The sequence below is a fragment of the Rhodobacter capsulatus genome (assembly GCF_005144475.1).
Classification (GTDB): Bacteria; Pseudomonadota; Alphaproteobacteria; order Rhodobacterales; family Rhodobacteraceae; genus Rhodobacter; species Rhodobacter capsulatus_C.
Genome location: NZ_SWJZ01000102.1, coordinates 17,002 through 30,666 on the forward strand (window position 1 = coordinate 17,002; position 13,665 = coordinate 30,666).

Here is a 13,665-nt window from a genome sequence, read left to right on the forward strand (position 1 = left end):
CATGTCATCGCAACCGAAAGCCACGCCGCTGATGCCCTCGACCACGCAGATCGTGCGTGCGGGGATGAATGGCGCCGCGATCACCGGCGCCTGGACCGCGATCAACGAGGGGATCCGGGTCCGCAACGGCCAGACCACGACCGACGCGGCGATGCGGGCCACCGCCAACAGCGCCGCGATCGGCGCGGGGGCGGGCGCGGTGGCGACGCTCGCCTCGCATCTGGCGCGCAATGCGCCGGTGCTCGGGCTTGTCGCGCTGGCGGCGGGGGTGCTTTACTTCGCCAATTCCAGCCGCAAACCCGCCCCGGCCGAAGCGGGCTCCGAAGCGGCGGAGGCCGCGCAATGACCGACACCAACGCGCAAACCCCCGCGACCGCCGAGGCCACCAACCAGCCCGGCCTTTTGTCGAACCCGCGGTTTCTGACCGGGGCGGTCCTGGGCGGCCTCGTCACCTATGTGCTGACCAACGAGGCGGCGCAGCGCAAGCTGATGGGGGGGCTTGCCCAGCTTTGGCTTGGCCTGCAGGGCGGGCTTGAAGAGGCGAAGGAACGCTTCCGCGATGCCCAGTCGGAAGCGCAGGCGCAGGCGACGCGCGACAAGTAACCCCGGATCACAGGTGCCCGATGCGCGCTGATCTTCCCTTGCGGGCTGCGGCCCGGGTCGTTTCCGCGCCGTCGGTCTCGATCGCACACGAGCTGCCCGGTCGGCTGCGGCTGAAACTGCCGCTCTTGACCCTGCCGGGGCTGGATACCGAACATCTGGCGCGGGCGCTGCGGCAGATCCGCGGGGTCGCCTCGGTGCGGCTCAACCCGGCGGCGGCAAGCGTGATCTTCACCCATGATGGCACGGCGGCCACCCGGGCGCGTGTTCTGGACCGGGTGGCGGGGCTGAGGCGCGATCAGCTGCGCTTTCACCGCCCCGGAGAGGCGCCCGAAGGCCCCTCGGTCGCGCCTTTGGTCAGCCGTCTTGCCCTGCTTGCGGCGCTGCCGGTGCTGCCGCAGCCGCTGGCCCGGGGGCTGGTGCTGTGGGCGATTGCGCCGCGCGTTCTGGGGGGGCTTGACGCGCTTGTGACCAAGGGCGTCTCGGTCGAGGTGCTCGATGCGCTGGCGGTGTCGCTGGGCGTCGCGCGGGGCAGTTTCGGTACCGCGCTGACCACCGATCTGATGATGGAAGCGGGCGAATATCTGGAAGAAACCACGATGCGGCAGTCTGGCGCGCTGCTGCAGGATCTTCTGATGCCGAACCCTGAAACCGCCCGGGTCGAGCGGGCGGGAAGGGTGATCGAGCTGCCCTTTGATCAGGTGGTGCAGGGCGATACCGTGCTGGTGCAGGTGGGCGAGGCGGTGCCGGTTGACGGCGTGGTTCTGACCGGAACGGCGCAGGTGAACGAGGCCTCGATCACCGGCGAAAGCCTTGCGGTGACCAAGGAACCGGGGGCGCTGGCGATTGCGGGATCGACGCTGGAAAGCGGGATGCTGCGGCTGCGCGCCGATCAGGTGGGCGCGGATACGACGACGGCGCGGATTGCGGCGCTGATCCGCGGCGCGCTGAACGAACGCTCCGAGACCGAGAAACTGGCCAGCGCGCAGGCGAACCGGCAGGTCTGGATGACGCTGGGTCTGGGCGCGGCGACGCTGGCCGTGACGCGCGATCTGCGCAGGCTTTCCTCGGTCTTTCTGGTCGATTACGCCTGTCCGATCAAGCTCTCCGCCCCGGTCGCGGTGCGCGCGACGATGTCGGCGGCGGTGGCGCGGGGCATTCTGATCAAGGGCGGTCCCTCGATCGAGAAGCTGTCGGCGGCCGATACGTTCGTCTTTGACAAGACCGGCACCCTGACCGAGGGGCGGCTTGATCTGTGCGATGTGCTGCCGCTTGGCGGGCAGACCGAGGCCGAGGTTCTGGGCCTTGCGGCGGCGCTGGAAGGGGCGGCGCAGCATCCGATTGCACGGGCGATCCGCGGCGCGGCGCGGGCGCGGGGGCTGGCGGCGGATCTCTCGGGCGATGTGACGGTCGAGGTCGGGCGCGGGCTGCGGGCCAGCCTTGGCGGCGCCGAGCTGCTGCTGGGCGCGCGGCATTTCATGGCCCGCGAGGGGGTCGATTTCACCCCCCATGCGGCGCAGATCGAGGCTCTGGCCGAGGCAGGCAAGATGACGCTTTACATGGCGCTGGCCGGGCGTCCGGCGGCGCTCTTCGGGCTGCGCGACAGTCTGCGGGCGGATGCGCGCGACACCGCCGAGAGGCTGCGCCGCGCCGGGGTGAAGCATCTGGTGATGCTGACCGGCGATCGCCGTGCCCGGGCCGAGGCGCTGGGGCGCGAGCTGGGTTTTGACGCGGTCCATGCCGAATTGCGCCCCGAGGACAAGGCGGAGATCCTGGCGCGGATGAAGGCCGAGGGGCGGCGCATCGCCTTTGTCGGCGACGGCATCAACGACGCGCCTGCCCTGGCCTCGGCCGGGGTGGGGATCGCGATGGCACAGGGCGCCGACATCGCCCGGGCGACGGCCGACATCACCCTTTCCGAGGACCGGATCGGCGCCGTGGCCGACGCGCGCGAGGCCTGTGACCGGGCGATGGCGATCATCCGCACCAACACCACGCTGGCGCTGGCGATCAACACCGGGCTGTTCGTCGCCGCCTCTTCGGGGCGACTCTCGCCGGTGGCGGCCTCGCTGATGCACAACGGTTCGACCTTCGGGCTGCTTCTCTATGCGCTGTCGCAGGCCGGGTTCGCGACCGGCCCGGCCGCGTTGGCACGGGATCTGCCGCGATGACCGCCCCGCGCGCCTTGGCGGCCAATAATTCTTGACAGAAATACTCCGCGCCCGCAGGATGCCCCCATCCTGCTTTCGGAGGCTTTCATGGTCTGCTGCGTGCATCACATCCCCGGCCGCGCCCGCTTCAAGATCGAGGCGTTGCGCCGCGATGCCGATCTGGCGCGCAAGCTGCATGAACAGGTCGGCGCGCTGGAGGGCGTGCTGGCGGTCGAGGTGAACCGGGGCGCGGCTTCGGTGATCGTGCATTACCATGTCGAGCGCGGCGAGCTGGGCGCGATCATGGATCACATCTGCGCCCATTGCCCGCAAGCCGCGCTGACCCGCCCGACGGCGCAGCCCGCCGCCAACCGCACCACTGCGCCGATCCTGGGGGCGAAACTCTCGCCCGAGTTCAAACAGGCGATGACCGTGGCGATGAGCAAGGCGGTGCTGAACACCTTCATCACCCGCATCGTCGCCGCCGCGATCTGAACGCCGGTTATGTTTCGGACCGCCGCGCCGCCGCGGCCGCGAAGCGCCGGGCAAGGCCGCGCCGCATCGTCGCCGCGGCATGGTCCAGAAACAGCGCCGGTTCGATCAGCTCGATTTCGGAAATCACCGGCCCGCGCGGCGTGTTCAGCAGATCGACCCGGGCATAAAGCGGTGCCGCACCCAGCGCCGCCAGCGCCTGTCTCGCAAGGGTGGTCCGCGCCGCGCCGGGATCGACCGCCTGCACGGTGGCGCCGAACTGGGTGTTGGCGCGAAAATCGCCCGCGGCGGGATTGCGCCGCACCGCATGGCTGAACGCGCCCGCAATGAAGACAAGCGAGGTCTCTCCGGCGGCGACCTGATCCAGAAACGGCTGCAGCACGACCGGAGCCTCGGGCAAGGCGGGCATCGGCCCCGTCGCGGCGATCCGCGTGACGCCAAGGCCGCTTTGCCCGATCGCGGGCTTGAGCACCGCCTGCGCCCAGCCGCGCGCCGCAAGCTCTGCCCGGATCTGCGCCGCCTCGGGGCGGTCCAGCACCACCGTCGGCACCACCGCCACGCCGCGCTGCGCCAGATCGCACAGATAGGATTTGTGCATGTTCCAGAGCATCAGCCCGGCCGGATTGCCAAAGCGCCCCCCCGCGGCGGCAACGGCCGCGATCCAATCGGCAAAAGCCTGCGGCGTTTCCGCGTAATCCCAGGCAGCCAGCGGCAGGACCAGATCGGCGCCGGCAAAGGGGTCGGTGCCCGCCTGCCAGGGGGCATGATCGACGGCCATCCCCTCGGCCGCGAGCAGATCGATCAGCCGGGCCAGACCCAGCGCGGGCGCGGGCCAGCGCGCGCAGGTGGCAAGGGCGATCCGGGTCATGGCTGCGGCTCCGGTGGCAGCGGACGAATGACCGGATTGCCGCGGCTGTCGGTCAACCGCTCGACCGCGATCCCGTAAAGCCGCCCGATCAGCGCGGGGTCCAGCACCTCGGCGGGCGGGCCATCGGCATGGACCTGCCCCCCGGCCAGCAGCACGAGACGGTCGCAAAACTGCGCCGCAAGGCTCAGATCGTGCAGCACCATCAGCGTCACCAGCCCCCTTGCCCGTGTTTCGGCTCTCACATGCGACAACAGCACCATCTGGTGATGCATGTCGAGCGCGCTGACCGGCTCGTCCAGCAAAAGCAACCGGGGCTGGCGCAGCATCACCTGCGCAAAAAGCGCCATCTGCCGCTGCCCGCCCGACAGCGAGCTGATCTCGCGCTGCGCCAGATCGGCGATGCCGACGGCGGCCAGCGCCGCCAGCGCCTCGGCGATGTCTTCCTCGGACAGATGCATGTGCAGCGCGTCAAGCTTGCCCATCAGCACGACATCGAGAACCGACAGCGCCGCCTCGATGCCGGTGTCTTGCGGCATGTAGCCGATCGGCTTGCGCCAGGCGCGCAGGCCCCGCGGCGCGAGCGGCACGCCATCAAGCCGGATCGTTCCGGTCTCGGGGCGGATCTCGCCGAAGATCGCGCCGATCAGCGTCGATTTTCCCGCCCCGTTCGGGCCAAGGATCGCCACCACCTCGCCCGGGGCGACCTGCAGCCCGATCCCGCGCGCCGTGTAAAGCGCGCCGCGCCGCAGCGTCAGGGTTTCCAGCGCAAGCCCGCTCATTTCGCCCTCAACAGGATCCAGAAAAAGAACGGCACGCCAACGAAAGAGGTGACGATGCCGACCGGAAACAGCGCTCCGGGCAAGATCACCTTGGACAGAACCGAGGCCCCCGACAGGAACGCCGCCCCCGCGATCATCGATGCGGGCAGGAAGAAGCGCTGATCCTCGCCCACCAGCATGCGCGCCACATGCGGCGCGACCAGACCGACAAAGCCGATGATGCCGACAAAGGAAATCGCTGTCGCCGTCATCACCGCCACCAGCACAAGGGTGCGAAAGCGCAGCGCCGCGACATCGACGCCAAGGCTTGCGGCCCGGGTCTCGCCCAGCTTCAGCGCGGTCAGCCGCCAGGCGTCGCGGAACAGCAAAATGACGCAAACCGCCGTCACCGCCGTTGTCACCAAAAGCGTGGTCCAGCTCGATTTCGTCAGGCTGCCAAACAGCCAGAACATGATCTGCTGGCTGATTTCCGGCGCGGACAGGAACTGCACCAGCGACAGGAAGGATTGAAACAGGAACAAAAGCGCGATGCCCGCCAGCACCAGCATGCTCGACGACACCCGGCGCAAGGATGCCAGCCCGAACAGGATCGAAGAGGCGAGCATGGTGAAGACGAAGGCGCCGATCGGCACCGCAAGCGGCAACGGCAGACCGAAACTGCCAAAGGCGATGACAAGCGAGGCGCCCAGCCCCGCCGCCGCCGAAAGACCAAGCGTGTAGGGGCTGGCCATCGGGTTGTTCAAAAGCGTCTGGATCTCGGCCCCGCCGACGCCCAGCGCCGCCCCCGCGACCAGCGCCATCAGCGCCATCGGAAGGCGCAGATCCTGCACGATGATCCGCGTCATCGGCGCCACCTCGTCGGGGTGCAAAAGCGCCGTCAGCACCTCGGCGGGGGAAAGCAGCGCGGGGCCGGTGGCGATATCGAAGACAAGGCCCACCAGACACAACGCCGCCATCACCACAAGAATGCGCCAGCGCCGGAATTCGCTCCGGCGCTGGGCGGCGATGGCCTGCGACAGGCCCTTTGGCAAAGAAGCGGTCACTGTGCCAATGTCATGGCAAAGGTGCCCTCGGGCACGACCGGCAGATAGGTCTTCCAGAAATCGCGATAGGCGGCTTCGGGGTCGAGATCGGCAAAGACCTGCGGATACAACGCCTTGGCAAAGACCTGGATCATCGCGAAATCGGCGATCGTGCGCGAGGCGCCCTGATAGACCGCATGCACGCGCCCGTCGCGCACCGCGGGCAGCTCGGCCCAGCCGTTGCGCGCGGTATAGCCCGCCAGCCGCTTTTGCGCCTCGGCCCGGTCGATGCCGACCCCCATCACCAGCGCCGCCGGGTTCTTCGTCAGCTCGGTTTCGCGACCGGCCAGCACCACCACCTCGGGCTGCGCCGTCAGGATCTGCTCTTCGCTCAGCGGGCCCCAATTGTCGATCACCGGCGCGGCGATGTTGTCGCCCCCCGCCAGCGTCGCCAGCGCCCCCCACATGCTTTTGCCAAAGCTGTTGCCGATCTCCTCGGGGCCCTTGTTGGCGAATTCGACATAGACGCGGGGCTTCGGCAGCCCGGCCTTGGCCAGCCGGTCCGAAACCATGTCCACCGTGCCCTGATACAGCGCCGAAAGCTCGGCCGCGCGGTCGGTGCGGCCGGTGATCTGGCCCAGAAGCTCGGTCGATTTCGCATGCCGCGCCGGGTCTTCGGCGTTGTAATCCACGACGACGATATCGACGCCCGCTGCGTTCAGGCGGTCCTCGTCCGAGCCGAGCGCCTGATATTGCCAATCCGCCAGCACCACCACATCGGGGGCGAGCGACAGCGTCTTTTCAACCGAGAAGGTGCCGACCTCAAATTCGCCGACATCGGCGATGGTCTCGATCTGCGGCATCGCGGTCTTGAACAGCGCCCAGTTCGTCGGCGTCCAGCCCTCCCAGGCCTCGCGCGAGAGGCCGACGACCTTGTCGAAGCTTTCGGTGCCGCCCACGGCAATGTAATCGGTGAAGTAAAGTCCCAGCACCACCCGTTCGGCGGGCAGGGTCACGTCGACCTTGCGGCCCAGAACATCGGTGACGGTGGTTTCGGCGGCCTCGGCCGACAGGACGGCAAGACCGGCAACGGCAAGGCCCAGCGCGCTGCGGCGCGCCAAGGTAAGGAGTGACATCTTTCCCCCGGATCGGATGAATTCGGAAATTGGCTGCCCTTCGGGGGGGTGGCTGCGGGCAGCTTTGCCATGGCCGACTGAAACAGTCAAGAAAGGCCCGGACCGCTTTGTGCGAGGCTATGCGCCGCAGCGCGCCCCCGACAGAAACAGCGCCCATGCCTTTTCAAACCACTGCTCGCGCGCTTGCGCCTCTTGCAGCGGCATCTGGCCCATCAGCGCCTCGTTGCTGGGCCCCAGAACCACCGCGGCAATCAGCTGTTGCGCGGTAAAGGCCGGGTCGGGGGCCTGCAGCGCGCCGCAGGCATGCGAGGCGGAGATCGCCTCGACCAGACGCGGGGTGAAAGGGTCTTCGCCAAAGATCGGCCTTGCACGCATCGCCTCGATGAAGGCTTCACGCTTGAGCGCCAGCAGATCCGGCTCGAGATTGGCTTCAAGGAACCAGCGCGCCAGATGGCGCACCCGGTCGAGCGGCGCGTCGGGGGCTTGCTGCATCGTCGTCTCGAACCACTGCAGCGTCCGTTCCAGCGACCGGCGCGAGACCGCGGCGAACAGTTCTTCCTTGGTGGCAAAGCGGCGATACAGCGTGTCGCGGCCGATCCCGCAAGCCGCCACGATCTGCTCCATCGTCGTCGCGCCAAAGCCCTGTTCGATGAACAGACGACAGGCGGCGTCCAGGATCTGCGCCGCCAGCTGTTCGGATTCCTCGCGGCTGGGGCGGCCGCTGCGCTGGGTGCGTCTGGTCTGGGTCGGTGTCATGCCTGTCCGGTTCTATCCGTGGGTGCCCGACTATGCGCGGATTTTCGCAGCAATCTCAAGGCGCGAAAGCCATATTAAAAGTGTCAGGAAATAACTGGACTGATAATTCCCGTTTTGTTAGGAAGACTCACCGCAACGAACGGAGATGCCCGATGATCAGCAAGGCCGTCACGGTGACAGCTGCCCTTTGCATGACCGCAGCGACGGCTGTGGCGCAGGACACAACCGAACTTGAAGCGATCACGGTCACGGGCGATGTCGCGGATACATCGACCTCCTACGCGCTGCCGAAGATGCGCTCCGCGACCAAGACCGACACGCCGGTGACCGACACGCCGCAGGCGCTGACCGTGCTGACGCGCAAGCAGTTCGACGACCAGAACCCGCAGACCGTCGGTCAGGCGCTGCGCTATACCGCCGGGGTCCTGTCCGAGATCGACGCCTCGACCCGCTATGACAGCGTGTTCCTGCGCGGCTTTGGCGGCTTTGGCACCTCGACCGCCTATGCCGCTTTCCTGGACGGGCTGCGGCTGCCGCGCGGTCAGGCCTTTGCCCAGGCGGCGGTCGATCCCTTCCTGCTCGACCGGGTCGATGTGCTCAAGGGGCCTTCGGGGCTGCTTTACGGCCAGACCAGCCCGGGCGGGCTGGTGAACATGACGCTGCGCAGCCCCGATGGCAGCAGCGGCGGCGAAGCGCGGCTGGAAGTCGGCTCGAACAACCGGGTGCAGACCGGGCTGGCGCAGCATGGCACCCTCGATGCCGAGGGCAAGCTGCACTATTCGGTGGCGATGGTCGGCCGCGATGCGGGCGCGCGTTACGCGGATGTGGACGAGCAACGCCTTGCGGTGGCGCCGGTGCTGGTCTGGCAGCCCACCGACCAGACGCGGCTGACCTTTGGCGCCTTCTGGCAGCGCGACCCCGAGGGGGGCTATTTCAACTCGATCTATCCGACCTCGCTTGCGCCCGATTTCGCCGATGCGCTCGATCGCGATCTGAACATCGGGGACCCTGGCTACGAGGGGTTCGACCGCACCCAGACCGCCGTCTTCGCCGGGATCGAACATGGCTTTGCCCCCGGTCTTACCCTGCGCTCGAAGCTGCGGGCGATGCGGGTGGAGAGCGACATGAAGGGCATCCAGATGGTTGCGCCGATCACCTCCACGGGCGATCTTTACCGCGCCGCGGTGCATTCGGTCGAAGCGGTCGAGGGGCTCGCCTGGGATACCAATCTGGAATACGAGACCCGGACAGGCGCGCTCCGGCATCAGCTGCTGGCCGGAGCGGATCTGCAATGGACGCGCGCAAGCTGGACTTATGAGCTGGGCGCGGCGCCCAGGCTGAACGTGCTGACGCCCGGCTATGGCGGCAGCATCGGCCCCTTCGCGACTTATATCGACAACACCCAGACGACCCGCCAGCAGGGGCTTTATCTCAGCGACCAGATGAGCTTTGGCGCCTTTCGCGCCGTGCTGGGGGCGCGCCGGGACTGGGTGTCGAGCGACACCGACAACCACCTGACCGACACCGTCTCGCGCCAGGACAGCGCCGCCAATTCGGTGCGTGCGGCGCTGCTTTACGATCTTGGCAACGGCGCCGCCCCCTATCTGAGCTATGCGACCTCCTTCGAGCCGGTCGCCGGGGTGGATGCCGGCGGCAATGCCTTCGTGCCGAGCCGCGGCAAGCAATGGGAGGCGGGGCTGAAATTCCAACCCGAGGGCAGCGACGCGCTGTTCACCCTTGCCGCTTTCGACATCCGTCAGGAAAACCTGCTCACCCCCTCGAGCACGCCCGGCTTTTCGGTGCAGACCGGCGAGATCCGCTCGCGCGGGGTCGAGATGGAAGCCCGCGGCAAGCTGACGGAACAGCTTGAGCTGATCGGCGCGCTGACCTTGCTGGACACCGAAGTCACGCGTTCGAACACTGCCGGGGTGGTGGGCAAGCGTCCGCAGGCGGTGCCGGAACATTTCGGCTCGCTGTGGCTGAACTACGCCTTTGCGGGCCGGGCCGAGGGGCTGGAACTGGGCGGCGGGGTGCGCTTTGTCGGGGCGAGCCATGCCGATGACGCCAACACCGTCAAGGCTGAGAGCTACCGGCTTGTCGATGTCGGGATGCGCTACGATCTGGGCATGGCCGATACGGCGCTGGCGGGCACGAAGGTGGCGCTCAACATCCGCAACCTCACCGACGAAACCTATTACGCCAGCTGCAGCTATGGGTATTACTGCCAGTATGGCGAGGGCCGCACCGTCACCCTCAGCCTGCAAAAGACATGGTAAGGCGGCGGGGGTTCCTTTTGGGCGGCGCCGCGGCGCTCGCGCTGCCCGCACTGGCCCGGGCCGGGGCGATCGAGACCGCCGATGTCCTGGGCCTGCCGGTGTCGCTGGCCGCCCCGCCCAAGCGGATCGTGCTGCTGGACGCCACGGATTATCTGTCGATGACGGCGCTCTTGCCCGATCCGGCGACGCGGATCGTCGGCTGGGCCAGCCGCGAGCGGCTCGACCTTGGACGCGCGGCGACGCTTTTGCCGCAGGGCATCCCCGAGGTCGGCAAGCTCTCCGCCGATACGATCTCGGTTGAATCGGTGCTGGCGCTGCAGCCCGATCTGGTGGTCGCCAGCAGTTACATGCTGCCTCCGGGCGGCACGCCGCTGGAGACGCAGCTGCGCGCGCAGGGAATCGCGCTGGCCTGGACGCGCGGCCATGATGACGCGCTGCCCCCCGCGCAGGGGCTTGCCCGCACGATGGCCTTTTGGGGCGCCGTGCTGCAGACCCCCGAACGCGCCGCCGCGCTGGCCGATCTGGGTGCCGCCGAGATCGCCCGGGTCACCGGCTGCACCCGCGCCCTGCCCCGTCGGCCGCGTTGCTACATGGAAATCATGTCCACGCTGGACGATTGCTGCTGGGCGGCCGGGCGGGCTTTCTGGGGGCCGCTCTTCGATCTGGCGGGCGGCGCGCTGATGGCCGGTTCCGACGGCTGGGGTGCGCAGCTTTCCTCCGAGGCACTGCTGGCCACCGATCCCGAGATCTATATCGCCACCGGCGGCAGCATCGCCCCGGGGCTGCAACCGGGCATCGCCCCCGGGCTTGATCCCCTGGCCGCGCGGGAGGGTCTGCGCGCGATGACCGGGCGGCTGGCGTTGCAAGGCAGCACCGCCAACCGCACGGGGCGGGTCCACGGGATCTGGTCCGGCCTCGCGTTGTCGCCGGTGCTGCTGCCGGTACTTGTCGATTGTCTGGCGCAGTGGCTGCACCCGGAAAGCTGCGCCGATCTGGACCCTGCCCGCACCCTTGCGCGGATCAACGCCTTTTTCGCGCAACCGATCCCCGGTCCGCTCTGGGCGTCGCTGCGCGACGGCTGAGCCCGGTCCCTGTTTCGAAAGTCAGCCAGAGATGATCCAGCTTGAAACCCAGCTTGCCCTGCCGCAGGGCGCCACCGTGCTGCAGGCGCTGCGCGCCCATGCGCTTGAACACGAAATCGCCCCCGAGATCGACACTCCGGACGCCTTCGCCTTCAGCTTTCAGGGCAACCGGCTGTCCTTTCGCCTGAGCGTCGGGCGGCTTTGCATCGGCCTGACGGCGGTCAGCCCGAACACGCTTTATTTCCTCAAGGAAACCGTGGCCCATCACCTGGAGGAGCTGGCCCCCGCCGCCGCGGCACAGCTGCGCTGGCCCGATCCGATCCCGCGCCATCCGCCGAATTTTCGCCTGCTGCGGGTGACCGGGCGCATGCGGCCCTGTGCGGGGCTGACGCGGCTCGAGCTTGCGGGGGGGGATCTGGACCCGCTCACCCGCGACGGGCTGCATGTCAAGCTGATGCGCCCGGCCGATCCGGGGCGGGCGCCGGTCTGGCCCGGGGTGGCGGCGAGCGGCGCGACGCGCTGGCCCGAAGGGGCGGACCGGCTGCATGTACGTTATTTCACCCTGCGCGCGGTCGATCCCGTGCGCGGGCGGGTGCTGATTGATTTCGTCGATCACCCGGGCGGGCAGATCTCGGACTGGGCGCGCCGTGCCGCGCCGGGCGACGAGATCGGCGTGATGGGGCCGGGCGGCGGGCTCTTGCCCGGGACCGGGCGACCGTTGATCCTGCTGGGCGATCTGACGGCGCTGCCCGCGATGGCGCGGATTCTGGAAAGCCTGCCCTGCGGTCATCCGGGCCAGGTCATCGCCGCCCTGCCCGAGGGGGCGGACTATCTGCCCGCCGACCGGCTGGACCCGGTCTTCCTGCCGCCTGATCGCTTCGCCGAGGACGCGCTTGCCCCCCTGGCGCAGGCGCTTGCGCTTTGGCCGGGGGCGCATCTTTGGGTGGGCGCGGAACAGCGGATGGCCCGGGCGGCACGCGATCTGGCCGCAGCCCTTCCCGCCGCGCAAAAGGAAATCGGCAGCTACTGGCGCAAGGGCCAGCGCGGCGACGCTCGCCGCGAGACGCACGACGACGACCTCTGAGCCGGTGCGGTCGCGTCAAGCGGGCGCCTCAAGGGGGGGCACCGGTCGCATCGGGGTTCCCCTCTCGAGATATTTTGCAAATCAATCACATGATTGAACCATGGACACGCATTGCACATCGCAACACGATCTTCGCACCGAGACGCGCCGCGAGATGATCGCGGCGGCCGCCATCGCGCTGATCCTTTGAAAAAGGTGCCGCCGCGTTGCGCACCCGCGATGTGGCGGCCCGCTTGGGCATCAACATCTCGACGCTGCATTTTCATGTCGCGACGAAATCCGCTCTGCTGCGTCTGGTGGCCGATACCGCGACCTTCAACCGATCTGCCCCGATCACCGAATACGCCCGCCGCCCGCTCATCTCGTAGCCCTTTTTGAGATGGGCGACGGCCTCGCGCCTGGCGGCGGGCGTCACCACTTTTTTGACAGAAGATCCTTCAGCGCAGTCCTCGCCATTGGGCTTGAAACAATGGCGCACCAATGGCCCGATCGAGCATCGCCTCGGCAAGCAGTCGCTTCAGCTTGCCGTTTTTCGCCCGTTCTCTCGAACCGGTGGCGTTCACGGGCTCACGCTTCGAGGGCCTTCAGGCGCTTTGCCTCTGAAGGCTCCATGCCGCCGAACTTCGCCTTCCAGGCATAGAACGTGGCGCTACTGATCCGGTAATCCTCCCCGTGGTTAAGGGGATGCGGAAGTAGAATTTTCTCGTAGCGTGAGCTGAGGAGATTCGAATGAGAAAGAGCCGTTTCACCGAGCCGCAGATCATGGCTGTGCTTCGTCAGGCCGAGAGCGGTGTGTCGGTGCCTGAACTTTGCCGGGAGCATGGGATCAGCACTGCGAGCTTCTATAAGTGGCGCTCGAAGTATGGCGGCATGGACGCTTCGATGATGAGCCAGATGAAGGCGCTTGAAGACGAGAACAGGCGGCTGAAGCGCATGTTCGCTGACTTGAGCATGCAGGCCGATCTTCTCAAGGAAGCCCTCGGAAAAAAATGACGCGGCCAGCTCAACGCCGCGAGCTGGCCGAGAAGGCTGTGGCGACAAAGGGGGTCAGCATCGCGCTGGCCTGCCGGGCATTTGGGTCGAGCCGAGACCTGCTTTCGCTACAGCCCGAGGCGCGATGCCGAGAATGAGTTCATCGCAGACCTGCTGGAGGGTCTGACCAAGGCGCACCTGACCTAGGGCTTTGGATTGTGCTTCTTGCACCTGCGCAACGTCCAGGGGCACCCGTGGAACCATAAGCGTGTCCATCGGATCTCCTGCGAGCTTGAACTGAACCTGCGGAGTGAGCCATTGAGACGCCATTGGTTCAAGTTCAATGGTGAACGCCGCGGCGAAGGATCAAGCGTGACAAACCTGAAGAGCTCAACGTCCCGGAGGCACCGAACACGGTCTGGTCGATGGACTTCATGGCCGACCGTTT

The 13,665-nt window shown here is 67.7% G+C and carries 12 protein-coding genes and 2 pseudogenes; 8 read left to right on the forward strand and 6 right to left on the reverse strand.

Features of this window, described 5'->3' with window-relative positions:
- Position 1: 1 nt before the first annotated feature.
- The 4 genes from FBT96_RS18260 to FBT96_RS18275 all read left to right on the forward strand — a co-directional run bounded on the left by FBT96_RS18260 (position 2) and on the right by FBT96_RS18275 (position 3,245).
- The gene (locus tag FBT96_RS18260; RefSeq protein WP_136909204.1) at positions 2-346 is read left to right on the forward strand and encodes a hypothetical protein; all 345 of its coding nucleotides are present in this window, start codon (positions 2-4) and stop codon (positions 344-346) included.
- Positions 343-603, forward strand: a complete 261-nt coding sequence (locus tag FBT96_RS18265; protein WP_136909206.1) for a hypothetical protein — start codon at positions 343-345, stop codon at positions 601-603. Before FBT96_RS18260 ends, FBT96_RS18265 begins: the two co-directional genes overlap by 4 nt.
- Before the next feature lie 20 nt (positions 604-623).
- On the forward strand, positions 624-2,771 hold the full coding sequence (locus tag FBT96_RS18270; protein WP_136909208.1) for a heavy metal translocating P-type ATPase: 2,148 nt from the start codon (positions 624-626) through the stop codon (positions 2,769-2,771).
- 87 nt (positions 2,772-2,858) lie between these two features.
- Positions 2,859-3,245, forward strand: a complete 387-nt coding sequence (locus tag FBT96_RS18275) for an HMA2 domain-containing protein (protein ID WP_136909210.1) — start codon at positions 2,859-2,861, stop codon at positions 3,243-3,245.
- Between the two features lie 7 nt (positions 3,246-3,252).
- Here FBT96_RS18275 and FBT96_RS18280 read toward each other — a convergent pair whose 3' ends face one another.
- The 5 genes from FBT96_RS18280 to FBT96_RS18300 all read right to left on the reverse strand — a co-directional run bounded on the left by FBT96_RS18280 (position 3,253) and on the right by FBT96_RS18300 (position 7,803).
- Entirely contained in the window at positions 3,253-4,110 is an 858-nt protein-coding gene (locus FBT96_RS18280; RefSeq protein WP_136909212.1) for an ATP-grasp domain-containing protein, read from the reverse strand.
- Entirely contained in the window at positions 4,107-4,889 is a 783-nt protein-coding gene (locus tag FBT96_RS18285) for an ABC transporter ATP-binding protein (RefSeq protein ID WP_136909214.1), read from the reverse strand. Before FBT96_RS18285 ends, FBT96_RS18280 begins: the two co-directional genes overlap by 4 nt.
- Positions 4,886-5,932, reverse strand: coding sequence for a FecCD family ABC transporter permease (locus FBT96_RS18290; protein ID WP_212635405.1), 1,047 nt, complete (start codon positions 5,930-5,932; stop codon positions 4,886-4,888). Before FBT96_RS18290 ends, FBT96_RS18285 begins: the two co-directional genes overlap by 4 nt.
- Positions 5,929-7,047 (reverse strand): ABC transporter substrate-binding protein, encoded by a 1,119-nt coding sequence (locus FBT96_RS18295; protein ID WP_136909216.1) that lies wholly within the window; start codon positions 7,045-7,047, stop codon positions 5,929-5,931. Before FBT96_RS18295 ends, FBT96_RS18290 begins: the two co-directional genes overlap by 4 nt.
- A gap of 117 nt (positions 7,048-7,164) precedes the next feature.
- Positions 7,165-7,803, reverse strand: coding sequence for a TetR/AcrR family transcriptional regulator (locus FBT96_RS18300; protein ID WP_136909218.1), 639 nt, complete (start codon positions 7,801-7,803; stop codon positions 7,165-7,167).
- A gap of 152 nt (positions 7,804-7,955) precedes the next feature.
- Between FBT96_RS18300 and FBT96_RS18305 the strand changes: the two genes are divergently transcribed.
- From FBT96_RS18305 to FBT96_RS18315, 3 genes are read left to right on the forward strand one after another with little or no spacing between them, the layout of a single operon-like run.
- Positions 7,956-10,079 (forward strand): TonB-dependent siderophore receptor, encoded by a 2,124-nt coding sequence (locus tag FBT96_RS18305; RefSeq protein WP_212635406.1) that lies wholly within the window; start codon positions 7,956-7,958, stop codon positions 10,077-10,079.
- A complete protein-coding gene (locus tag FBT96_RS18310; protein ID WP_136909220.1) occupies positions 10,073-11,161 on the forward strand; it encodes an ABC transporter substrate-binding protein in 1,089 nt (362 codons plus the stop codon). The genes FBT96_RS18305 and FBT96_RS18310 overlap by 7 nt, the downstream gene beginning before the upstream one ends.
- 31 nt (positions 11,162-11,192) lie before the next feature.
- Positions 11,193-12,245 (forward strand): siderophore-interacting protein, encoded by a 1,053-nt coding sequence (locus FBT96_RS18315; protein WP_136909222.1) that lies wholly within the window; start codon positions 11,193-11,195, stop codon positions 12,243-12,245.
- A 292-nt stretch (positions 12,246-12,537) separates the two neighbouring features.
- On the opposite strand, the pseudogene FBT96_RS18325 reads toward FBT96_RS18315, so the two are convergent.
- Positions 12,538-12,902 (reverse strand): annotated as a pseudogene (locus FBT96_RS18325) (transposase); the annotation flags it as partial.
- 72 nt (positions 12,903-12,974) lie between these two features.
- Here FBT96_RS18325 and tnpA point away from each other — a divergent pair.
- A pseudogene (gene tnpA, locus FBT96_RS18330) lies at positions 12,975-13,665 on the forward strand (IS66 family insertion sequence element accessory protein TnpA); the annotation flags it as partial.

Coding starts and splice junctions, on each gene's coding strand:
- FBT96_RS18300 (WP_136909218.1), bottom strand. CDS start 7,803: ATGACACCGACCCAGACCAGACGCACCCAGCGCAGCGGCCGCCCCAGC.
- FBT96_RS18265 (WP_136909206.1), top strand. CDS start 343: ATGACCGACACCAACGCGCAAACCCCCGCGACCGCCGAGGCCACCAAC.
- FBT96_RS18315 (WP_136909222.1), top strand. CDS start 11,193: ATGATCCAGCTTGAAACCCAGCTTGCCCTGCCGCAGGGCGCCACCGTG.
- FBT96_RS18280 (WP_136909212.1), bottom strand. CDS start 4,110: ATGACCCGGATCGCCCTTGCCACCTGCGCGCGCTGGCCCGCGCCCGCG.
- FBT96_RS18285 (WP_136909214.1), bottom strand. CDS start 4,889: ATGAGCGGGCTTGCGCTGGAAACCCTGACGCTGCGGCGCGGCGCGCTT.
- FBT96_RS18295 (WP_136909216.1), bottom strand. CDS start 7,047: ATGTCACTCCTTACCTTGGCGCGCCGCAGCGCGCTGGGCCTTGCCGTT.
- FBT96_RS18305 (WP_212635406.1), top strand. CDS start 7,956: ATGATCAGCAAGGCCGTCACGGTGACAGCTGCCCTTTGCATGACCGCA.
- FBT96_RS18270 (WP_136909208.1), top strand. CDS start 624: ATGCGCGCTGATCTTCCCTTGCGGGCTGCGGCCCGGGTCGTTTCCGCG.
- FBT96_RS18275 (WP_136909210.1), top strand. CDS start 2,859: ATGGTCTGCTGCGTGCATCACATCCCCGGCCGCGCCCGCTTCAAGATC.
- FBT96_RS18310 (WP_136909220.1), top strand. CDS start 10,073: ATGGTAAGGCGGCGGGGGTTCCTTTTGGGCGGCGCCGCGGCGCTCGCG.
- FBT96_RS18260 (WP_136909204.1), top strand. CDS start 2: ATGTCATCGCAACCGAAAGCCACGCCGCTGATGCCCTCGACCACGCAG.